General features: G+C 66.4%; 19 protein-coding genes. All 19 read right to left on the bottom strand.

Going from position 1 to position 22,908, the window contains the following annotated elements; genetic code table 11:
- Positions 1–4 precede the first annotated feature (4 nt).
- The gene (locus ACODTW_RS03685; protein ID WP_488944554.1) at positions 5–3,208 is read right to left on the bottom strand and encodes a hypothetical protein; all 3,204 of its coding nucleotides are present in this window, start codon (positions 3,206–3,208) and stop codon (positions 5–7) included.
- A complete protein-coding gene (locus ACODTW_RS03690; protein WP_488944555.1) occupies positions 3,205–5,622 on the bottom strand; it encodes a hypothetical protein in 2,418 nt (805 codons plus the stop codon). The genes ACODTW_RS03685 and ACODTW_RS03690 overlap by 4 nt, the downstream gene beginning before the upstream one ends.
- Entirely contained in the window at positions 5,619–7,715 is a 2,097-nt protein-coding gene (locus ACODTW_RS03695) for a hypothetical protein (protein ID WP_488944557.1), read from the bottom strand. The genes ACODTW_RS03690 and ACODTW_RS03695 overlap by 4 nt, the downstream gene beginning before the upstream one ends.
- The gene (locus ACODTW_RS03700) at positions 7,664–8,158 is read right to left on the bottom strand and encodes a virion core protein, T7 gp14 family (protein WP_488944558.1); all 495 of its coding nucleotides are present in this window, start codon (positions 8,156–8,158) and stop codon (positions 7,664–7,666) included. The genes ACODTW_RS03695 and ACODTW_RS03700 overlap by 52 nt, the downstream gene beginning before the upstream one ends.
- Before the next feature lies 1 nt (position 8,159).
- A complete protein-coding gene (locus ACODTW_RS03705) occupies positions 8,160–10,436 on the bottom strand; it encodes a phage tail protein (protein ID WP_488944560.1) in 2,277 nt (758 codons plus the stop codon).
- On the bottom strand, positions 10,433–11,017 hold the full coding sequence (locus tag ACODTW_RS03710) for a phage connector family protein (RefSeq protein ID WP_488944561.1): 585 nt from the start codon (positions 11,015–11,017) through the stop codon (positions 10,433–10,435). The genes ACODTW_RS03705 and ACODTW_RS03710 overlap by 4 nt, the downstream gene beginning before the upstream one ends.
- A 16-nt stretch (positions 11,018–11,033) precedes the next feature.
- Positions 11,034–11,456 carry a hypothetical protein gene (locus tag ACODTW_RS03715; RefSeq protein ID WP_488944563.1) on the bottom strand — a complete coding sequence of 141 codons (423 nt, stop codon included), beginning with the start codon at positions 11,454–11,456 and terminating at the stop codon, positions 11,034–11,036.
- Between the two features lie 46 nt (positions 11,457–11,502).
- Positions 11,503–12,375, bottom strand: a complete 873-nt coding sequence (locus ACODTW_RS03720) for a phage capsid protein (protein ID WP_488944564.1) — start codon at positions 12,373–12,375, stop codon at positions 11,503–11,505.
- Positions 12,376–12,403: 28 nt separating this feature from the next.
- Positions 12,404–13,342 (bottom strand): hypothetical protein, encoded by a 939-nt coding sequence (locus ACODTW_RS03725; RefSeq protein ID WP_488944565.1) that lies wholly within the window; start codon positions 13,340–13,342, stop codon positions 12,404–12,406.
- A 3-nt stretch (positions 13,343–13,345) separates the two neighbouring features.
- Positions 13,346–13,624 carry a Bbp19 family protein gene (locus ACODTW_RS03730; protein WP_488944566.1) on the bottom strand — a complete coding sequence of 93 codons (279 nt, stop codon included), beginning with the start codon at positions 13,622–13,624 and terminating at the stop codon, positions 13,346–13,348.
- On the bottom strand, positions 13,621–15,255 hold the full coding sequence (locus ACODTW_RS03735; protein ID WP_488944567.1) for a portal protein: 1,635 nt from the start codon (positions 15,253–15,255) through the stop codon (positions 13,621–13,623). Before ACODTW_RS03735 ends, ACODTW_RS03730 begins: the two co-directional genes overlap by 4 nt.
- Positions 15,248–15,517 (bottom strand): hypothetical protein, encoded by a 270-nt coding sequence (locus ACODTW_RS03740; RefSeq protein WP_488944568.1) that lies wholly within the window; start codon positions 15,515–15,517, stop codon positions 15,248–15,250. Before ACODTW_RS03740 ends, ACODTW_RS03735 begins: the two co-directional genes overlap by 8 nt.
- The gene (locus ACODTW_RS03745) at positions 15,510–16,019 is read right to left on the bottom strand and encodes a hypothetical protein (RefSeq protein ID WP_488944569.1); all 510 of its coding nucleotides are present in this window, start codon (positions 16,017–16,019) and stop codon (positions 15,510–15,512) included. Before ACODTW_RS03745 ends, ACODTW_RS03740 begins: the two co-directional genes overlap by 8 nt.
- A gap of 116 nt (positions 16,020–16,135) precedes the next feature.
- On the bottom strand, positions 16,136–16,573 hold the full coding sequence (locus ACODTW_RS03750) for a hypothetical protein (RefSeq protein ID WP_488944570.1): 438 nt from the start codon (positions 16,571–16,573) through the stop codon (positions 16,136–16,138).
- Positions 16,574–16,587: 14 nt separating this feature from the next.
- Positions 16,588–18,063, bottom strand: coding sequence for a hypothetical protein (locus ACODTW_RS03755; protein ID WP_488944571.1), 1,476 nt, complete (start codon positions 18,061–18,063; stop codon positions 16,588–16,590).
- Between the two features lie 132 nt (positions 18,064–18,195).
- Positions 18,196–18,969 (bottom strand): hypothetical protein, encoded by a 774-nt coding sequence (locus ACODTW_RS03760; protein ID WP_488944572.1) that lies wholly within the window; start codon positions 18,967–18,969, stop codon positions 18,196–18,198.
- 347 nt (positions 18,970–19,316) lie between these two features.
- A complete protein-coding gene (locus ACODTW_RS03765; RefSeq protein WP_488944573.1) occupies positions 19,317–21,440 on the bottom strand; it encodes a hypothetical protein in 2,124 nt (707 codons plus the stop codon).
- Positions 21,437–22,579 carry a DUF7146 domain-containing protein gene (locus ACODTW_RS03770; RefSeq protein ID WP_488944574.1) on the bottom strand — a complete coding sequence of 381 codons (1,143 nt, stop codon included), beginning with the start codon at positions 22,577–22,579 and terminating at the stop codon, positions 21,437–21,439. Before ACODTW_RS03770 ends, ACODTW_RS03765 begins: the two co-directional genes overlap by 4 nt.
- The gene (locus ACODTW_RS03775) at positions 22,576–22,845 is read right to left on the bottom strand and encodes a hypothetical protein (RefSeq protein ID WP_488944575.1); all 270 of its coding nucleotides are present in this window, start codon (positions 22,843–22,845) and stop codon (positions 22,576–22,578) included. The genes ACODTW_RS03770 and ACODTW_RS03775 overlap by 4 nt, the downstream gene beginning before the upstream one ends.
- Positions 22,846–22,908 lie beyond the last annotated feature (63 nt).

Here is a 22,908-nt window from a genome sequence, read left to right on the forward strand (position 1 = left end):
CTGTTCAGTCTCCCGTCACCGGCGTCAGCCGGTCCTGTGGCGAAAGAAGGAATTCCTGGTTGTTCTCGCGCTTCAGGCGCCGTTCCATGCGGCGCAGATAGCCGGGGTTCAGGGCTTCTTGAACGTCATAGAGGATCAGGTAGTCGAGCGCGGCGCGGCTGTAGAACAGGTTCACGCCGGGCGTATGGTTCTTGGCGAACTGGAAAAGGCTCGCCGACACGTCCTCGCCTTCCCGCGCCTTGGCCCACAGCCGGCCGATATCGCCCACCGTGCCCATGGTTGGCCCCAACAGGCTTTCGATGCCGCCGCCGCCAAAGCGGTTGTAATCGGCGAAGATGAAATCGGCGTAGATGCCGGCACCACCACCCTGCACGAAGCCGGCCGCCCATGTCCTTGCATCGGCCAGATCGCGCGGCTCCCGGCCCTTGGTGATGTCTTTCAACGCATAGGCCATGGTGCCGAAGATCGTCATGCCGACAATCAGCTTGGCCAAGCCCAGCATCTCGCCATTGCCGTTCAGCAGGGCCTGGCCCAGCTTGTTCGAACCCCGACCATAGATTTCCCGGCCCAGCACCTTGGTGGAAAAGGCCACGGAGAAGCTCTTGAACTGCATGATGAAGCGCAGACCTTCGCCCATCACGGTCCCGCGCTGGGTGCCAAGGTTCAGCAAGGCCCGTTCGCGCGCGCCGGGTTCGATCACGGCCGTATGGGTCCGGTCCGTCAGATAGGCGCGAAGCTGCATTTCCAGACGGCTTCTTGCATCTTCCCGCGCCGTCGCCATCTCCCGCGCCATCCGGTCCGGAAGGGCGGCCGCGTCATTGACCAGCTCGTCAATGTCCCGGATCAGATTGGCCGCCCCGTCCAGCGGATCGGCGTTCTTGCCCAGACGCTTCATTTCCCGCTGCAAACGGTCGATCTGCACTGCGGCCTTGGCCGCAAGGGCCCGCTGGTCACGCGACAATTCATTGAGCTGGAACCGCATGGTGGCCAGCGCGTCGTTGGTCCCGGCCAGATCGGCCGCGCGGGCCAGATCAGGATGGGCTGCGCGGACGGTTTCCAGGGTCTGGCCCGTGGCCTGGGCGATGCCGGCAAGGCGGCCCTGCGCCCGCTCCCCATCGCGCGCCTTCACCATCGCGTCGCGGATGGCTTCGATCCCGAATGCCCCGCCCTTGCGGACGGGCTTGCCATCTGCGCCTGTCTCCGCAACGCCGGCCATCCGACGCCAGGCGCGGACAGTGGCAGACAGTTCAATCGCCTGGCTTTTATCGGCCAGCGTCTGGAACGCCTCCAGCTTCTGCACCAGATTGGCATAGCGCTGGCCCATGCGGTCCATGCGCTGGGCATAGCGGTCCTGGATATCGGCCATCCCCGACGCGGCATAGGCGTCAAGCTCCGCATCGGGGATGGCCTGCACCATATCGGGCAGCATGTAACGCCGCCCATCGGGGGCGTCGCGCACGACATGCCGGCGCAACATCTCCCATTCCGCGGGGCCGATGCCATATTGGGGCAACAGCCGCGCCATTTCGTCATTCACGGCGGTCCAGGCCCTGTCGGCGATCTGGCCCAACCGATGGGCGATGGACAGGCCCGCCCCGGTGCGCAGGCTGTCCGTCCACCAGGTCAGCAGGTTGGCCTTGAAATAGTATCGCTGCGCCTTGCTGATCCATCCGGGCGCTGCGTCACCGGCATCAAAACGCGACGCGATATCCCCGATGATCCCGTCGATGCCGGCGCCGATCATATCCGCCATGGCCCGCTGGTCACCGGCCCGCCGCCCGCGAATGACATTCGCCATGGTGTCCAGATGGGCCGAAACCAGGTTGTCGCCCTGAAACTGCAACTCGCTGGCCAGCGTCGGAATGTCGGTGATGCTGGACACGACGGAGCCGCCCAGCTTGGTCATGCCTTCCAGGGCGCGCACGACGCTGCCAACCTTGGCCAGCGTGACATTGCCGGGGATGCGCGTGGTGCCGTCCACCTCTGCGAATTCCCATTGCAGCAGCTCCGCATTCAGCTTTCCCGCCGCCTTCCAGTCCTTGCGCTGTTCCCAGCCCAGCCGGGACAGTTCCGCATCAAAGGCCGCGCGCGGGTTGGTGCCCCACACTTCCATCAGGCCGATGGCGTCCCCCGCCTTGGACAGGCCGGCCACGACACTTTCCAGCAAACCGTCGCCATGGCCGAAGCGCAGATGATATTCGTGCCAGGCCTCGGCGCTGGCGAAATGCAGCACGCGTTCCTGGGACAGTTTCTTGGCGATATTGGCCGGGCCCTGAAATCCCTTGATCCAGGCTTCGCCGCTGACATCGGGCTTATGGTGCAGCCCGCTGGTCAGACCGTGATAGATGCCCTCCAGCATCTGGGTGGCCTCTGCGGCGGGCAGGTCGCCGAAGGTGGCTTCCGCGTCCAGGCGGGGCAGGATGAATTCACGCCATGCCTGGAAATGCGCGGGGTCGTCATGGGCCAGCTTGGTGCCACCCGCCCACCTGATTTTCGTCTGGTCATGGCTCTGCGCCACGATATAGCCGGGCATCTTGCGGATCCACGCACCCACACGGTTCTGTGCGTTACGCGCCGCCTCCTGATGGATCTGGATAATCTCGGCGATGCGCCGCGCCTGGGGGATGCCGGTCACGCCCGGCTGGCCGCCCTCGCGCCCGATCTCCCACAGTTCCCGTGCGATTTCGATATCCATGGGGTTGCGGCGGAAGGCATCACCTGCCCGCACTCTGCCGCCTTCAATCCGCGGCAGTAGGTCACGTAGCCGGCTGCCCCGCACCATCAGTTCCAGCAAGCCTTCCTGGCGAAGAGTGCCGATCAGGCTGCCCTGGAATTTCAGCCGCCATCCCTTCTGCCGCGCATCAACCGACAGACGCCCGCCTTCCACGGGACGGTTACGGCCGACATTCAACATGGAAATGCCCATGGCCTTGTCATCGATACGGTCCAGGAACGCCCGGCGTTCGGCCGCACGGGCCGCATTGATGCGGGCGTTGCGCTGTTCCAGGATGGCCGCCGCCTTGGCTTCGTCCGCCACTTCCCGCGCGGCACGCAGCATCACATCGGCCCCGTCCGTCACCTGGTCACGCTGCATCAGGTGCTGATATCGCCGTTCGATGCGGTCGGTGAAATCCGCCACCTGTTCGGTCGACAGCTTGTTGCCGGCTGCCGCCGCAATGCGGGCGATGCATTCTTGCGTGCTGGTCATGTCATGGCCTTCAGCAGGCAGGCCGCGGCCGCTTCCGCCGCCTGATGTTCACCATCCGCCACGCGCGCCAAGGCGTCGGCGCGGTCGATTTCCGCGCGAATGGCGGGATCGTCCAGCCCGTCCGCGACGGCGCCGAACCGCGCTTCCGCCCCCGCCAAGGCGTCCGCTGCGTCGCTGGCCAGCGGACCGGGCGGGGGCGGCTTGTTGCGCGGTTCTCGGATCAGCGGTAGATTGTCATCTCCGGTGGGGGGCGGGGAGCCAGCCGCCCCGTCATCGGGGGGAATGTAGGTAGACCGCCCCCCGCCATCGGCACCGTCCCGGCCGGGGGAAGGGGAGCCATCCTTCCCGCCATCGGGGGCAATGTTCGTCGTACTGCCCCCGCCGGCCGGGCTCTTCTTTTCATATTCCGATAACAGCCAGGTCTTGGCCTTGCCATTGGCATCCAGCCGGATGGCGGCCTTGTGCGTGGCGCTTTCCAGGATGATGCGATTGGGTGACGCCGATTTCACCCGCATGTCGTTCAACGGTCCCTGCAGATCGTCCATGACCTCGGGGTGCTTGCGGATGATCTTGGCCAGGCCATGGCCATCCTTGTCGCCCTTGCCGGCTTCGCCCCACACCAGATCGATGGGCCCCGTCTCCGGGTGATGCAACGCGCCCGGCACCTCCCCATCCTGTTCGCGCATCAGGCGCTTGATGGCAGCCTCCAGGTTCTTTTCCCGGAACACGGGCCCGAACGGGCCCCATTCCTGTTCGGCCAGAACGCCCCGCGCCGGCACTTTCTCCGGCACCGACAGCGCTTCCATGGCGGACAGGGGCGAACCATCCGCCGCCTCCGCCCGCGCGAAATCGTCCAGCCATTGGCGGTAGGCATCGCGCCGGCGCTGCCGGTCGGCCAGCCGCTGCCCGGCCTGTTCCGCCCGCTTGCCGCGTGCCACATCCATCAGCAATTCGGCGGTGTCCGCCTCACCACGGGTCAGCGGCGCTCCTGCCAACAGCTTGTCGGTGACCTTGCGTACCTCCGCCTTGGTGATGCCGCGCGTCCGTAACCCTTCGGCAGCCGCCTCCCCCTTGCGCCGGCGATAGCTGGCATTGGCCTTCGCCTCGCGGTTGGTGGACTGGAACCAGGCCGGTGCCTCTGACTTCTGGCCGATGACATCCGGTGTCGATCCCTGGCCATCCACCTCCCGGAACAAACGGCTGCCCGTGGCGGCATTCTCCAGCGCGTAGACCTCCCCCTCCAGCCAGATGCGGTCGGCCGGGCGCAATGGGTCATAGGCGACATAGCGCCCATCGGCGCCCGCCTCTCCCGGCCGCCACCGGCTGCTGGGCGCCTCCGACAACGGCGTTCCCTCGGGAAGGGTCACGGAGCGCGATGCCTCTTCCGTGACAGCACTGAACAGCGCGTTGAATTCCGCGTCTGCGTCCCGGTCTGCCTGCCGGATCAGCATGCCGTCGCCTTCGGCCAATGCTGCGATATCAACCCGGCGGCCGGCCTGCATCTGTGTGACGGCCGCGGCCAGAAGCTCGGCGCGCTGTTCGGGAGTCGCTTCCGGGGCCTCTTTGTCCAACAGGCTGTTGGCCTGCTGCCGCCATTTCGCTTCACGGCGCTCCGCAATGGTCCGCGCGGCCGCATCCATGCCGGCCCCGGCCGCCTGCCCCGCCAGATGCAGCCCGCCACCCAACAGCCCGCCCAAGCCGATATTGGCGAAGCTGTCGGCCAGCCCATAATTCTGCCCCCTGGCCTGGGCCCCGGCATAGGTCAGCGGTTCCAGCACGGCCGCCCCTGCCGCCCCCTCCACCACGCCTTTGACGGCGTTGGCGCCGGTCTTGCCAATGCTGCCCACCATGGCGGCATAGCGGGTTTCGCCCACCACGGGCAGCAGGGCGGAAACCAGGTTTAGCGGGTCCAGGGCACCGCCGACAAACATCGCGGCAAGGCTGCCCGCCCCTTTCCAGAAACCGGCATCCCGCCGCCAGCGTTCATTGACGGATGCGCGTTCCGCCTCCCGCCGCTTCTGATCGGCCAGAAGTTCGGCCACCTGCTGCCGGACAGGCCTGGCGAATTTCAGACCCAGATGGCCATAGCGCTGATTGGCGATGTCGGGCGCCAGTTCGGGATTGTCCCATGCCGGCATATCCCATGCCGGCCCCTTGGTGTCGATCCCGGCAAGGGCCAGCAGGCCCATGGCGCCGGCCCCGGCACCGGTCTGGCCAAACACGGCGCGCGGCCCTTCATCGGCGGTGAATTCATTGCTGGCCACGGCTTCGGTCGCAATGTCGGCGGCACCCGCTGTCGGTCCCTCACGCAGGGCGGTCTTGACATCCGACCCCACCCACTCGCCAAGGTCGATATCGTAATCCTCCAGATAGGTCCGGCGGCCGGTGGCCACCGGATCACGGCTGGGGATCATTGCGCGCCCACCGCCTTGGCGAAGGACAGGGTGACGGGCTGTCCGTCCATGGTCACCACCGCCCCCGTCTGGTCCATCAGGATCAGGCCCGTTTCATCGCCATTGGTCACCCAAAAGCCATTACGCTTGACGGACCGCAGGTAGCTGGTGGTCTGGTTGGCCCAGATGTCGCCGTAACGGCTTGGGGGGGCGTCCACCTTGGACAGTGCCGACTTCATGGCATCGGCGGCATCTTCCACCAGGTTCGCGTCATAGTCCTTGGGAACCCGGTACGTGTCCGCCACGGTGTAGTGCTTGCCGATGGCGTCGGCATAGGCGTTCTTGATGGCGTCGTCTGCGTCCTGCCCCTTGCTGATATTGTGCAGGGCCAGCAGTTCCACGCCTTGGGACAACTTGGCGGCAACGTCCCGGCCACCATCGGCATGGACCATCGTCACCGTGAAATCGGCCATCTTCTCCTGCACATTCTTGCGGAGGTCTGTCAGGTCATCGGGAGAGACAATGGACCGCAGCGCCTTGTCGCCCGTGCGCATGGCATCGGACAGTGCGGCGCGGGCCGCCTCCTGTCCAGAATTGGTCATGGTGCCGATAAGATAGGCGGCCGGTGGCAGGCCGGCATCGTTCAATTCCGCAAAGGCGCGGTGCCACTGTGCCCCATAGGCTTCCTGCATCTGCGCCATGCGGTCGCCGATATCCTGCGACATGCCGTCCGGAGACTGAATGTCAGCGACAATCAAGGATGCCTGGCTTTTGGTCAGCACCCGCCGGAGCGGCACCGGCACGCCAAGCCGTTCCTGTTCGGCCAGACTGGCATTGACCGCCGCCTTCGTTGCCTGGGCATCGCCCTGCGCCGCTGCCTGCCACAGCGCGGCCACGGCGGGGGCTTCCGCGACATAGGCGGCGGGATCGGCGGCAAGCTGTCGGTTGCGTTCCGCCACCATGCCGGACAGCGCCGCCAGTTCCTGCTGTCGGTCGGCAAAGCCGCGAACGTCATTCGCCGCCTGCTGGTCGCGCCGCTGCACCATGATCTGGCCAATCTCGTCCGGACTGGCATAGCGGATGGCGGCGGCGTCGGCCCCGTAGCGGCCGGCCGCCGCCAGACCGTCAAGGGCCTCCCGACCGGCTTTTTCCCCCAGCGTGGCCATGATCCGCCCGGGGTCGTAATCCACCATGCGCCCACTGCGCAATGCTGCATGCATGTCGGCAATATCCGCCCGCATCTCCGCTTTGCTGAGGGCCGCCTGCTGGCGTGCTTCGCCCTCGCGCTGACGCAAGGCGGCTTCGCCCCCGTTGCGCAGGCGCACCTTGTCATCCGGGTCCAACGCCCTGTCGAACCGGCCCTTGTCCAGCCATTGCAATGCCGTGGCCGGGTCGCGGTCGATCTGGCCGGAAACCGCGGCCTTTGCCAGGGTGGCCCGCGCCGATTTCGCCACGGTGGCCAGCTTGGCGGCCGGAAGGTTCAGTTGGGTCAGCAGTCCTGCGAGATCGGCGGCTTCGTCGTCATGGACGGCCGGGTCGGAAATCACCCGGTTGGCCCGCGCATTCATGATGACGTCGAAATCGCTGATCTGCTTGGCGACGCGCGACCCCGTAGCGAAATCCGCGGCCTGGGCGGACAGGCGGGAACCCACGCGCGTATCCAGGCGAGTGGCCAGCAAATCGCGCGCATAGGGCGACAGGCCCTGTGCATTGGCCAGCATGTCGCCGCGCCGCGCCGTCCAGGCCTCGCCCACCTGCTTTTCAAACCCGTCCGCCCCTTCCGGGGCCTGGGCCGCCATGTCCTTGAACGTCTGGTCGGCCCACAATTCAGCCTCGGCCACCGTGCGTTCCACGCCCAACGTGTCGCGCTGGCGCTGCGCCTCTTCCGCGCGCTGCTGCGCTTCCATCTGCGCCCGGCGCTGTTCCTGGCTGATGTCCTGCATGGCGGAGAGGCCAGCACGGGCCAGCGCCTCGCCGGCGACGGCGATGCCTGGGCCGGGGCTGGGTTGGCGCACCACGGGCAGGACGGGCCCCTGGTTCGTCCAACGGTCGATGGTGGCCATCAGACGGGCCCCGCCACGCGGCCGGTGCTGGTCCCGGCGGCGGTCGACCATGGCTGAGTGCCACCGGAACCGCCCCAGCTGTTGGCCATCGACAGGATGGAAGATACACCGCTGATGCCGGTTGCGGCCGCATTCCAGTAGGCCTGGCTCTTGGCATTCCGGCCAGCGGTGCGCGTGGCGTCGGCCTGGCTGGCGGCACCGCTGCGCACGGCCTGGATTTGCTTTTCTGCGTCAATGGCGCTGTCGGCGATGACGTCCAGCGCGCTGCCCGCCATCGCCCGGCCGGACTTCGCCACCTGGGTGGTCGCGCGGCCCATATAGCGCTGGAAGGCGTCGCGGATGTCGCCTTCCTGGTATTTGGCCTGCCGTTCGATGCTGGCCGCTTCCGCCTCGGCCGCGCGCTTGGCGGCCTTGCCGGCCTTGACCTGGCCGTAGACCGACATGCCCGTTCCCACGGCGGCGGCGGATGCGGCGATGGTCAACGGATCGCACATGTCAGCGCTCGTGCACGTTGGTCTGGATGGCCAGACACAGGATGGTGGCCGGCAGCGCGTCCTGTCCCTGGATACGCAGGCGCAGGGATTTGCCCACGGCATTGGCGATATCGACGGGCACCCAATCGCTGACCAGCTGCGGGGCAGTATCCAGCGGGTCTTGCGCCTGGCGCAGCGGTACGGGCGTCGGGCGCCCGGATGGCTTGCCGTCAACGATCACCTGGATCGATGCGCCCACGGTCGCATGCACCAGCACCTCCAAGCCCGCCAGCGACTTGTTGCGGCCCTGGCCGGTACCGATCGGGCCCCCGGTATCGATGTCGCTGGTCTCGTGGAAATAGGCCACGGGCAGACCGGCATGGATGACCTTGGCCGCATCCTCCAGATGGATGGCGCCATTCGTGACCATGCGCGGCGGAATGGCCGCACCATCGGCCATCACATGCACGGTCCGCCCTTCAAGATGGTCCAGGCCAGACAGGCTGGTCACGGCGGTATCTCCCGCACGGCTGCGCGCCGCGTCCAGGAACATGGCGCGCCGCGCGTCGGTTTCGCCGCGCATCGGCGTCCAGCGATCGGCCATCCGTTCCACCCGTCGCCGCGTGACATTGTCGGGGCCGGTCCGTTCCGTCACCAGATACAGGGCATCCCCGCCCGGCTCCGGCACCGATGCGATGGACAGAACCTTGCCGTCCTGCATGATGTGGCGCCCCCAGGCTGTCACCTGGTCGCGGGGGGAATAGGTCAGGCTGGCAAGGCTGCCATCGGCCAGAAGGCACCACAGCAGGCGGTTGGGCAGCCGACACCAGGCCAGCTGCACCACCCCGGCTTCCATCACCTCCGGCGCCAGCTGGGCCAGATCGGGCGTTATCATGCCGTCGCTGTCGGGATCGTAGGTCAGGGCATGCACACCCTTGCGGCCCCGCGACACGAACACAACGGCACTGTCGATACGGATCGGCTCCACCGGGGCTGCACCTTCCGTGGTCTGGGGCCGGATATTGGCATTAGCGGCCGTCAACGCCTCGGACTGTTCGGATGCACGGCAGATATATTCGCCCCCGGCCGTGCCCAGCCAGATATTGTCTCCCGGCATCATCCATTGGATCTGGCTGACCTCCTGATCCGCCGCGATGAGGTACAGGCCGTTATCGTCCAAAACCTTGGCGTCGGTCTCCGTCGGGCTGAAGGTCTCATAGTCGCCCGTCACCGAAGCCCAGATCGACAGCGGTTCGGCCGTGGTGCCCGCCCACCAGGTGCGCTCTTCAAAAAGAGCGACACAGGATGGCCACCCGCGTGCCCCGCCCCATGCCGGTGCCCGCCAGTTGGCGATGATGCCGGTTTCCACGTCCACCGGCTCTGCCGCCAGCATCAGGTTGACCACCGTCACGGTGACATGTGGCCGCGCCGGCTGCACCAGGCGCACCGCCGAACCGCCTTCCACCGTGAAATGCAGGGTGGGTGTCAGGGTCAGGGTATTGACCGTCACCCGCAGATTGTCGGCACTCAAGATCGGGTGCCAGGCGGCGGGCAGGGGAATGACCTCCCCGTTACTGGCGTCGGCGTTGACGACAACGGAGATGCTGGCCTGCGTTTCACCCGTCAGGCCGGGCACGGCGGCCCCTGGCTCCACCAATGCCGTGATGCTGGTGGGGCTGGCCACTGCCGTCACGCGGCGCCAATACCATGACCCGTCGACCTGATATCGGATGCACTGTCCGATCCAGTCGGGGGATGCCACCGCCGCGCCGAACGTCAAGGTATCACCCGCCAGCGTGACCGCCGGCATCTCCGGCCACGGGTCGCGATACGGGCCGTCGCGGAACACGATGGGTTCCAGCGTCCAATCCGTCTGGCCATAGCGTGACAGCTTGTGCGGGCGCACATCGCGACATGCCAGATAGATGACGTCGGCGCTTTGGGCCGCGCGGATTGCGGACAGGTGGGAAGCCTGATAGGGGCTGGCGACCCGATAGGGGTCGGTCCCCGCCATGACCAGGCCGCCACGCTGGAAAAAGCGCAACCATCCCGGCGTCCATTCCAGGATATAGGCTTGATCGGAATTATAGACGAACCGCCCCAACATGGCGGGTGCATTGCCCTGCGTGCCCGCCAGATCGTGGGTGCCCGGCCGGCGGGTGACGGGGCCAAGGGTCAGGGGCAGGCAATTCAGGCTGTCGGCCGCGGACGCGGGATAACGGGCCAGATCGATCCGCCCCCGCAGTTCCGGCGACCAGATGCCACCACTCAGATGGGCATAGGCGACGGCGCGTTTCATCGGCGCGCGTCCAGCCAATCCGGGATGTCATCCCGATCATAGGATTGTCGTTCATTGCCTTCCTGCGCGTCGGTCGCGCGCGCCGTGACCCTTTCGCGTGGCAACCTGTCCGTCATCAGCTGCTGGGACAGGGCCGCATTGTTGGTCAGGGCCAGGGCCAGATCGGTGGCCATCTCCAACGCCACCAGCCGGCGCAAGGCCGGGTCCATTTCATGCGCTTCGATGTCAGCCACGAAGCGCACGCGCAGGGGGCCGGGCAGGTCCGTCAGAACTTGCCGCCCTTCCACGCTCCACGCGCCGCACTTCTGGCCGTTGACTTCCCAGAGGCGCAGACAGCCCGGCGGCAAGGGATAGGCATTGGCGTAACCCCATTCCGGCGTCTCCACCAGACGCGGAAGGGCGGCACGGCGCATCGCACAATTCCAGGGATAGGAGCGCAGGACCGCCGGCCGCACGATCGACCACGATGCCCGGACACGCGCTGCCGTCTCCGTGTCATCGTCGGGGCTGGTCAGCAGCGGCATGGCCAGGCACATCAGCGCCTGGTTCCACACCGCCACCGTCACATCATTGGCCGCCATGGCGAATGCCGTTCGCTTACGCGCGCACGGTATACATGGTGAACTTGATGGCCTTCGCCGCCGTCAACGCGGCGCCCCCGACTGTCAAGAACAGGTCAATGGGTTCCTGCGTGGCATTGCGATAACCGACGCCGGCCAGCGCCTGGGCGCTCACGGCCCCTGCGCCGGCCGTACTGGTGGCGGCCATGTACCGGGCCGCCGATCCGGCATCGCCCAGGGACAGGGTGGTGTTGGCGCCCAGGGCCTCAAACACGATGTCGGCCGACAGGAACACCGACATGGGTTCCAGCCGGCCGACAAAGATGCGGTCGGCCACCGCCTCCCCCACTGTCACATAGGTATCGTGATGCGCATGCACCACGGCATCCCACATGCCATGTTGCACCAAGGCATTCTTTTGCCCGGCGATGGTCGAATTGACGCCTTTGTAATCGGTCATGATCCTGTCTTTCCAATCCAGGGGTTATGGGCGCGCGGTCGCCGCGTTACGCGCGTTCCTGCACCTCGACCCTCAGCACGCCCTTTTCCTCGCACCGGGCGGCGCCGATGCGCATTTCGGTGTAAAGCTGCGTGGCATAAGATTTCTGCGGCAGCTGATCCATCCTGCTGCTGATGTCCTTGGGCTTGCACATGCCCAGCGAATGCTTGGTATAGACAAGGTTGGACCTGACCTGCCCCGTCTTGGGCAGCTTCAGCGCCGGCAGGGTGATCCAGATGAAGCCCATATAAGTGCCCTCGAACTTGCCATTCTGGATGGCGCCAATGGCCACCCAATCGGCGTTCGTGGCCTTGGGTTCGTTCATCAGGTTGGTGATCTGCTGCGCCGTGCAAACCCAGTAACGGGGGTCGTCCTCAGGCACCTGCGCCTCGTCCAGCATCTCACGGGCCAGATTGATCTTGTCAAAGGTCAAGCCGGTGGCACCATGGGCAATCACCTGTTCGGCCGGAAAGGCGACGCTGCCGTCGGTGGATTTTTCCCCCGCCGGCACGGTCGCCCACGCCGCTTCGATAATCACGTCATCCTTGGTGCGCTGCATGCCCATCTCGGCCGCAATCGCCAACTCGCTGGTCGGGTCATGGATCATCCGCAGCTTGTCGTCATCATCGACGATGTCCGCCCAATGCCAGATGTCCGACATGATCCAACGCCGGTCAAACGGCGTCGGAATATAGGGCGTATCGGCATAACGCTTTGTCTTCTTGACCGGCTTGGTCGCTCCGATCCGGTCGATAGACGTTTCCTTGCCCTTCTGCTCAATGACGCGAACCGTAGCCTCCAGCTTGGATTTCTTCTGCTGAAGGGCATGGGTCAATCCATCCTGGAAAGCGACTTTCTGCGCCTGGGTGATGTCGTACATGATTGCGCCCTCTCTCTAAACGCCGGTGTCAGATGGCCGGATTGGCCAGTTCAAGCAGCCGCAGGCGCTCGGCCACGGCGTTCGCATGGTTGGGATGATCGGTGTTGAAAAGCGCCTTGGTGAAGGCCTCGTCCCGCATTTTCGTCGCCAGTTCCGCCTTGGCCTGGTCTGGCGTGCCCGCCCCAAAGCCGCCACCGCCGCCACCACCCTTCAGGCGGCTTTCGCCGATGTCGCGGCCGATGGCGGCGAACATTTTGATGACGGTGACCTCGCCCAGCTTTTCCGACAGCATGTCGATGCCGGCCTTGGCGCTGTCATCGGTGACATAGGTGGCATAGGCGCGCTTGGCCCGTTCCAGGGCGGCGGGCGCTTCGGCCCCGAATGCCTGTTGCAACCCGGCCGTCACCTTGGCCTGATGTTCGGCCTGGCGTTTGGGCAAATCCGCCTCAAACGCCACAATCTGGTCGTTGGTGTCCTTGGCCAGCCAATCGATCAACCCCTTTGCCTGGGCCGCCGACAGGCCCAAGGCATGGGCGGCGTCACCAAAGCGGCCCATGCGCTCGCTATCCCATTCGGCGTCGGGCATGCCGTCGGGTTTGGCAAGGCCGTAATCCTTCGCCGTCGCCGGCCGGCCCAACGCCGCATAGAAGGCAGCGCGCTCTTCATCCGTCGCTGCCTCGCCCGGAATGGCCAGCCGCCCCGCGGCGTCCTTTTCCAGGGATGAATAGGCGGACAGAAGGTCGGCGGGACCTTTCCAGCCTTTGGCCGTCAGAACCGGGGCGAATTCCGCATGGCGGTCCCCCAGCGTTCCGGCCCAATCAAAGTCGGGGGGCGGCGCCCCGGAGCCTGCGCCGCCCCCCTGGCCGCCACCATTCCCGCCCGAATTGGTGTCGGCCGTACCACCACCCGCCCCGCCATCATCGGCGTTGCGGGCGAACTCGATCCAGAAGCCAGGAACCTTGTGCATGATTTACTCCTCGGGCGGGGGCATGGGGATGGTGCGCGGGTCCAGGTCCAGCATCGCGGCAATGTGCAGCCAGACGCGGCGCGCCCCTTCCAAGTGGGCGGACAGATCGGGGTGACCGGCAACGAAGGTGCTTTCCCCCGCCTTGGCGAAGGCCGCCAGATCGGCAAGGACCAGTTCCGCATCCTCCCCCCGGAACAGGCGGCGATAGGCGCCCTGGATACGCAGGGATCGCTTCGCACCCCACCGGCCCATCAACCAGCCCACCGGGTTCATGGCGCTCATTGGCTGCCCCCTGCGGCCTGTGCCGCCTGTCCAAGGTCACGCAGGGTTGCAGCCCCTGCCTGCATCTCTGCTGCCTGCTGGGCGGCCTGCTGGGCTTCGGCGCGCTGCTGGCGCAGGGCCGCCACCTGGCGCGGATCGCGGATCAGGGTGCCGGGGACGTGGTAAGCGCCCGCCAGCTCGCGCATCACGGCATCTTCGTCGATCACGTCCAGCGCTTCGGGCTTGGCCTGGGCCAGCGGCAAGGCGCCTTCCAGGAAGCGCAGGATGGTGCCGGCGGTGGCGATCTTCTGCGCGCGGGCCAGCGGCGACACATAGGTGACCTTCAGCCCCGGTGCCGCCAACAGGGCCGGGGGCGGCGGTGGCAGGGCACGGGCGCGCAACAGGATCAGGAAGGCGCGGGACAGCACCGGGTCCAGGAATTCCGCGTTCATGCGGCCAAGATGCGGGCCCATCAGGCGCAGCTGTTCTTCCTGCCTGGCCAGCACCTCGGTGGCCGTGGCGCGGTCGCCCGCCTGCAGGACGAGCAATTGCCAATAGAAGGCGTCCTTGATCGCCTTGCGCCGCTGTTCTTCCATTTCCAGGCCAAGGCCGATGGCCCCGCCACTGGCCAGGGGTTTGACCAGATCGCGGCCGGACCAAGGGTCGATCGCGCCGGCAATCACCTGGCCGGGGCGGAACTGGATGCCCCGCATGGCCAGCTCGTCCGTGGTGGCCATCGGCGGCCGCACCGCGGCCTGTGCCCCCTCCAACGTGGTCTTGGCCATGACATTAACCGTCTGCGCGTCGGCGCGGGCCAGGGCGGCCGGACCATCGCCATAGACCTCGCCCGCCTGGCACCACCACCGGGTCACATGGTAGGGAAATTCCTGATATCCGCCCTCTTCACAAAGATGGTCGTTTTCCAGGTCCACGTAGAGCGACTGGAACGCCATGGCATTGCTGCCCCGGCGCGTCGGGTCGTACAGGTCGTTGGGTTCCACCGCGTGCAGGAATTGCCATTTGCGGTCTGGTTCCTTTTCCAGCGCCTTGCGCATCGCCGAATGCAGCGTCTCGGCGCCGAATTCCTGGGCGGCCTGCCGGGTGGTCGGCGTGAAGACGCGGTAGAGCGTATCGACCTGACGGCGCTGGTTCTGGGCCAGATAGCATTCGGACAGGGGGATGGTGGCGTGCCATAGACGGCCCTGGGTCGCATCCTCGTCCGAATACATGATGGCCGTGCCGATGCTGGCCAGATCCAGGAAATAGGTCATGGCCTCGGCATAGAAATTGCCGCCGCCGGCCGCGAAGGCGCGCAACAGGCGTTGCGTCACGGCGCGGCACCAGGCGCCCACCTCCGCGTCGGCGTTCAATTCCTCAACTTCCGCCTGGATCGCGAACCATTCCGTGGCGCTGTTGGTGCCCATGCCCCACAGGCCGGCGGCAAGGTTGGTGGCGCCGTGGCCCGCCGTCATGTCGTACAGCTCGCCCGACGCCCGGCCGGACCGGTCACCGCGCACGGCGCCGCTGAACAGTTCATCGGCCAGCGGCCGGGTCAGGCGCGTCAGTTCCCGCCAATGCGCTTCGCGCGGGGCGCGTTTGGTCTTCAGATCACCGAGGCGTCGTTTCGCCTCGGTGACGCGGGTATCAGCCACCGCCACCCAACAGCGTGTTCACGGCCGACGGCATCGGGGGTACCCCCTGCCCGCCCGTGAGCATGGATGCCATGAAGCCGCGACGGTTGGTCAGGCGCCGGCGTGCCGCATCACCGGCGGCCTGGGCCACGGCATCGGTGCGCGCCGGCACCTGCTGTTCCACCGGCGTCTGATCCGATCCGCCGCCACCGCCGCCGGGTGCCAGGATGCCGCCCAACAGTTTGAACGGCGACGACACCAGTTTCTTGATGATCTTACACATGTGCGCCCCCGACGCTGGGCCCGTGGTCGGACGCACGCCATGCATAAAGGTGGAACGTCTCCCCCCGCATGCCGAAATCCGGGCATGTCGCCTCGCGCACGAAGCCCAGATGCTCAAACCAGCGGCCCGACAGCGGATGGCCGTCGATGCTGCGCGCTTCCATGCGGCGCATCCCCTCCGCCCGCCGTTCGGGGATGAAGATGGTGCGGAGGAAGCGGGTCACGGAAAAGGCCACGTCCGACCATTGGTCGGTGGCGAACATGCCGGCGGAAAATACGCCCGGCATGACGGGGCACAGCCCCACCACCGCCACCGGTGTTCCATGGGCCGTCGCCACGAAACCATGTTCGCAGGCCTGCGCCATTTCGGCGGACAGGCTGGCCGGGTCATATCCGTCCGGCTGGCACGCCCCGATCTCCCGCTGGTCACAGGACCGGGCGAGCTTGGCCACCTGATAAATCAGGTCCTCAGACAAGGGGAACAGATCGAACGCAGCGGGCACCGGTTCCTCAGAAACGACGAAAGCCGCCGGGTGGGGACCGGCGGCTTTCGGGGTGGGGCGCTTGTCGCGCCAGCATATCAACCATGGGGGTGGTGAGTTGCAACTGTCAAGGGGGATTATGCTGCTGCCGGGGCCGTGGCCACCGTCCCCAGATTGAAGTGCGCAACCAGCACGCCCAAGGCCGCAACAAGATGGGCCGCCGCGTCCTGGGGGCGCTGGCTTGTCCATGCCGCATATTCCTTCACGGTCTCCCCCCTGCCCAGCACGTACCACGCGACACGACCCGCCGGCTGATCAGACCCGCCAAGCGCCCGCATAGTCGCATCGATGCGCCCGCGCGGATCGCCACCGCCATGCGCCGCGCCATGCTGTGGGCGAACGCCATTCGCCATGCACTGTTCCAACCGGTCATAGCGCATGATGCCGGCGGACCCGTGCGCCGCGTCCCATTGCTGCTGGAAACGCCGTCCCGCCTCCACCATCTCCGGCGATATACTGCCCCGCCCATGCATGGCGGACAGCGTGTCGGCAACCTTCCGGCTTGTCGTCTTCACCTTCATCATGCACCTCAGAAATCGGTCAAGGGGTTGTAGTTTCCGGAAGGGGGCTGTCCGTTCCGCCTTCCATGTCGGGAAGGGCCGTCGTCGCCATCGGCCCTATCGTTGGTTCCGTTCTTTTTGCTGACCAGTTCATACCCGCCATCGCCCAACACGACGTATTGCAGAGCGTCATGGGGATTGGAGAACTTGTTCTTGTTGACGGTCGGTTCGTATGTGTCGCCGTCGCTGGCCCGGCGCTTGCGGTAATGGTACCCACTGTTGAAGCCACGCCTCAGCATGGGGCAATGAACCGGATCGATCAGCATGTTGCGGCGATGCGGATCGTCCATGGCCACCGTGCCAAGCTCCTGCCGCACGGCTTCCTGACGCACGCCGGGGGCATTGCTGGGGGCCCCCACCACCGTAATCCGGCATTCGCGCGCCACCAGGGCGGCCCAATGCTGCGCTTCCCCGCCTTCCTCCGACGCGGCGGAACGTGCCAGGCCGGCGGGGTCAACGAAGGCCTTGTCCACGCGTATGCCCCGGAACCGTTCGCTGGCCAGCAAGCGGTTCAGCGCGGCCGCGAACGTCTTGTATCCGACATTTTCCAGTACCAGTTCCGCCAGCACCAGGCGCTGACCCGTCTGGGGCAAGCGCTGGGTGATGATGGCGGACGGGAACAGCCCCTGATCCAACCCGATATAGAGGGACAGATAGCGGCGGGGTTCGATCACCTCGGACGCGACATGGATCTGATCATGGTATTCCTTTTCATAGACCGGCTTGCCGGCACGGGAATAGCCGGGAAGATTGTCGATGAAGCGACGCACCCACCAATCCGGGCGGTTGCGCGGCTCATAGTAACCGGGGGGCAGGTTGGGGACATTCTCCGCCTCGGGCGTCCGGCCGCCTGGCTGGATATGAACGCTGTATCCGGGCAGGCGCGTGGCCGGGTCGTAAATGTCCTCATAGGCCCAATGGTCCACATCGGGCGCGTTCATGTCAAACCACAGCCCGTACCAGCTGCATCCACCATGCAGGGCGTCGGGATAGCGTCCACAACGGCCGGACAAGTGCGTGATGACTTCACGGGCGCATCGATCCGCCTCGTTCACATAGGCGGCGGTGGGTTCGAAGCCCCGGCAGAAATCCTCAACGTCATTGTCACCGATGGCGGCAAAAATCACCTCCATGTCGATGATGCCCACCCCCGGCACCTGCAAACGCAGATGGTGGGTGGTCTGACCATTCTGGCCACCATCCTGATAGTGGCCCATGCTTTTGGGCACGCGCTTATGCCAGGATTTCAGGGTGGAGCGCGCCATCTGCCGGTAGGTGTCGCGGATGACGACAAAGCGGGTGTAGCGCACGCCGTCAACGGGGCTCGGCCGTTGTTCACAGGCGATGTAGAAAAACTTCATCAGGGCGGTGGTGGTCTTGGCCGAACCGTTCGGCCCGATAATCCCGTGGATAAAGCTGCGGTCCGTCAGGAACCGCGCGCTCACCTTCCCCGGCGCCTCATATCTGACCTCGAACCCCATCCCTGACCCCTTCCCGCCCCGTTGTGGCCAGCATCCTGACCTTCAAGTTTCCCTTACCCTGGCCCGCCGCGCCTGTTGATCTGGCCGGACCAGAATTCAAACTTTGTGAACCTGCTGATCCGATAGGGGAGAGACGGGCGGCACATCGGCTGGGGGGGGTGCCCCCCATGTCGCGGTCGGGGGGGGCTTGCGCGATGCATCGTGCGCGATCATATCGCGCCCATCGTCGCCCGCTGCCGGATGTTCAATCCCCTGCGGCGATGCGGTAACATGTTGATATTGTTCTATCATTTCACCGCCTACCAACTGTGCCATACCAACCGGGTCAGCGGGCGGTAAGCCAAGCCCTTGATTTTGCTGCATTTCACTGGCGAACAAGTCCAACACCCCGCCGTCGTTCGCGGCACCACTGGCCGATGCCGGGACGTAGGGCATGTGCAGGTGCAGGGTCGGTAGATTGCCCTCGGCCTTGATAGCGAGCGGTTGCTTGGCATGCAGGAAGGGCATCAGGATTTCGGCCGCCCGCATCTGCACCTTGATGGCGTCGAGCCGATCGCAGCCCAGCCGCCCGGCCAGTTCCTCCACCGACATGCTGTAGACGTCCCCCAGCACCAACGCCGGGTCACGTCGCTGCGACAGGAAGAACGCGCGCCAAGCCTCGGTGCTGCGGTTCTGGCTGCCCTTTGGCCTGCCCCCGCCCCGACGCGGCCGTTGGAATAGGTCGGTGCCGAGATGCGTCAAGGGATCGTCCAGCGGCCCCGCACCCACGCCCTCGCCATCCTCCCATAGGTCCGCCTGCTGGCCCCCATCGGCGGGAGCGGACAGTGGTCCTGTCGCCACCTCCGCCAGCGCGGCGGCGATACCCGTCACCCGATCTTCGCTCCCAGCACCCATATCACCCCCCTATTTAATCCCTGGCGGTGGTACTGGCGGCGGTACGGCTGGCGGTACGGTCTATCCCTTTGGAAACAAAGGTATATCTACCTATCTGTACCACCGTACCACCTGTACCACCACACAACCACGCGCACACTCGCGCCCATGCACATACATTGACCGTCGCGGGTGGTACCGGTGGCACGGTGGTACAGCATTGAAAACGCTGACGTTTTCCGTACCACTGCCGTACCGTTATCCCGTACCACCCACCCCCGACCCATCCCGCCCAACACCAACCCGCGTTTATTCATGTCTGCGCGACGCGGGTCGGGGCGGGGCTAAAGGGGGCCGGGATCGCCATCGTCCAGGGGCCATGGGTCGGGGCCGGGGTCGGGCGGCCCACGGTCCACGTCCAGGCGGGGTTGTGCAGCGGCCCCACCATCCGCCCCGGGCCATGGTGGCTGGTCCGGCGGGCGGGTCGGGGCGGCTGGTGGATGCTGTGCGTGTGGATGGCTGTCGCCATCCGGCAGACAGATAGAGACGGGGACAAGCAAGGCGCGGCTTGGATAGCCGCCGATGCGTATCTTCTTGGGCTTGCCGTCGCCCCCCGGCTCCGGCCGGATCGCCCCCGGCAATCGCTCCAGCGTCTGCACCCACACGCCTTTCGTGTCGGCCGCGCTGTGCCAGTGCGTGCCCTGCATCAGCCTGTTGAGCCCGGTGGACTGGTTGGCCACCGCCAGATAGGGCACCAGATACTGGCGATGCACCCGCATGCCGATGCCGCCAAGCACGGCCTGGGCCCGCTCCATCTTGGCGGCGATGTCGTCCATCTCGCCGGCCGTGTGGCTGCTGGTCGCCTCGGCCGCGGCCATGCGCACCCAATCGGCCACGGTCAACCGTCGTCGGTCGTGCGGGTCCTCCACGACGCTGGTCATCAGATGCGTGATACAGCTGTACTCGTCCGCGTCGGGCTGGGCCTCGGCGATGGCCGATGCGGGCAAGCGCGCCGTCCACGGGTCCAGGTCATGCTCCGCGCTTGGCTCATCGTCCTGTAACGCCAGATGCGCCAGCGCCAGCGTGGTGCCAAACACGTCCTGGCCACGGGCCACATGCCCCGCCCGCTCCATGGCCCCGCGATAGGCGGCCAGCGTCTCCGGAAAGGCTGGCCATCGGTCGATCACCCGTCGCAACAGGCGGGCGCCGATGGTGGCCATCTTCTCTTCCGAGATATCCGGCGCCTTCGCCCCCTTGGCCAGCGGCCCCAGCCGGAACACAAGCATGCGGCTCATGTCCTGCGGCTTCATGGGCGGCATCAGGATCGAGCTGAAGCCCACGACCGAGTACAAATTGAAGGTTGCGTTCTCGTGGTCGGACCCACCGCGCACGGCCATGGCGCCCGTATGCGCCGATCGGGCCAGCTCCAACAGGGCCGCCAGCTTGCGGTTATCCTCCCTGGCTTCGGCCTCGTCGATCCAGATCGGGAAGGATGAATATTTCAGGGCCTGCCGGATGCCGGCCGCCGTGCCGTCCGCTGTCTGCAAGGCACCGCCGGGGCCGTGCAGCCACCGCTGTGCATCCTGCAGGGCGCTTTTGCCCGTGCCATATCCGCCCGTGGTCCAATGCACGGGGCGTCGGGGCAGGGCACCGGCAATGAGGGCCGCCACACAGACGCCAAGCATCAGATGCGCGTCTGTCTCTCCGCGTTCCAGCGTCCAGCGCATGAACAGCGATTTCAACCAGGCCGCCGGCCCCTTGTCACCGGCGGGCTGGGCCTTGGCGGCTGGCCGCAGCCCGCGCCGGCCGGACGGATAGACATAGCCGTCCACCAATCCCGGCGCCTCCTCCCACTGCCGTCCCGTCTTATCGACACACAGCAGGGCGTCGCCCAGATGCAGGATGATCCCGCCATCCTTGCCGGGCCATGCGCCCGTACCACGCACCCGGTCCTGTGGGCTCCACACGCCGGCCTTTGCCGCCTGCGCCATCAGCGCTTCGGCGACCAGCTCGGGCTTCCACCCGGTCACGATCCATTTCTCAACCAGGCCGCCGGGCGTCTCCACCACGGTCTTTTTCAGGCTGGCCCAATGCCGGCGCAGGTAGTCGGCCGCCTCCTCCCCGAAAAGCGCCTGGATATTCAGCCGGCTATGATCCTTGGCCTTCAGGTTGCGCAGCTGGCCGAGCGCGTCCAGGTACCAATAGACATCGCCATAGATCCCCAGCGCCGTGACAGGGCACCCGGCCGGAAGGTGCCCGTCATAATCCACAGGGCCATCCCCCTCGCCATCCCCGTCATCTTCGTGCGGTGGCGGCGGTTCGGCCGGCGGCGGCGCTCCCGCCCCCGGCTGGGTCAGGGCCTGGGCCAGCTGGTCCGCCTGGCCCGGCGACCGCGCCTCCGCCTCGTCCAGCATGCGGCGAACTTCCGACATATGCACGACCTTGCCGTCATCGGGGGGCGGGCTCATGCGGCATGGCTCCCACGGCGGTCCGGCTGCACTGCTGCACCCCGCGCCTGTTTCAGCACGTCGTTCACGTCCTTGGTTCCTTCCGGCGGGCGGGGCAACAGCACGGTTTTCCCCTGCGCCCGGTATTTGCTGACCAGCATGGCCATGCGCGCGGCCGCCGGGCTATCCGGCGGATCGTTCTGCGCCCAAACGGCCACATGGGTTATGGGATCGGGCCACTGCTGGCCGACCATATTGTCGATGCTGACGCCGGCGACGCAGCGTGCTTCCGGGATCTCCACGGCCACGCTTAGGGCATCCTCGATCCCTTCGGTGATATGCACCATTTCCCCGTGCCGCATGTCCCGCCATGCCGGCAATCGGTTAACCTGTCCCGTCTCCGCATTGATGCGCACCCCGCGCCAAAGACGGATCAACCCATTGCGCCCGGCAAAGCTGCCAAAGCTCAGCTTGGGTTCCGCCAAGGGGGCCTTGCCCCACCCTCCTTTGCCGTCCGGCGCCAGCCAGGTGCGATGGACGGACAGGAAAGTGCCGTCATCGGCGGTGATGGCGGCGACCATGGCCGGCAGCTCACGGCCGGCTTCCTTGTTCCACAACGCGGGGTGAAACCGCACCCCGCGAAACCATCGGTCCGCAAAGTGCAGCCGGGCCAGATCGATGCCACGTCCCAGCAAATATGCATCCACCGGCGTGTCCATCACCTGGGGCATGGCCGACAGATACATGGCCTGGGCCTTCCGCCGCGCTCTCTCGACCTGCGCTTCCCAATCCTGGTCCTGACGGGCGCGTTCCTCCTTCGCGGCGATGGTACGGGCGAAACTGTTGGGGTCCGTCCCGTCCAGGCCAAGCCAGGCCTTGGCCCATGCCACCGCCTGGCGCGCATCGCCCCCGAACCACAGATCGGCCGTGAAGCTTAGGGCCGACCATTGCTTGCCCTCGCTGAAATCCTTGATCAGCCCCTGGCACTTGCCCCGGACGGCGATGCGGAAACTGCCGGCATGCCGGTCATCGCGGAACGGCGACAGGCAGACGAAATCATTGTGCCGCAGCTCGCCCGACAGGCCCCATACCGCCGGCAGTTCCGCGATACGGTCGCGCAACAGGTCGGATATCTGCTGTGTCGTTGGCCCCTGGCTCATCGCTGCCACCATTGTCCGGCACCATCCTCCGGAAAGGCATCAGCTGAGGGAGGAGGCGGCGACACCGGCCGGGCGGTCTTCGTCCCCACCGGCTTCCGGCGAATGCCATTCGCCGCGCGTCGATCATGCGCGGCCTTTTCCAGGGCGACCGACAGCCGCGCGCGGGCGGCCTGCGCCACGGCCATGCGCGGCGCCTGCCCGTCACACGCGCGCTTGACCTCGTCAATGGCGTCGATGATCGGCCCCATGTCCGCCGGCATCGCCATCGGCGTATTCCGTGCCGCGCACAATCGCGCCCACGCCTGCGGGGTCGGGGTCAGGCACCAATT

Source organism: Niveispirillum sp. FG148 (genome assembly GCF_057809655.1).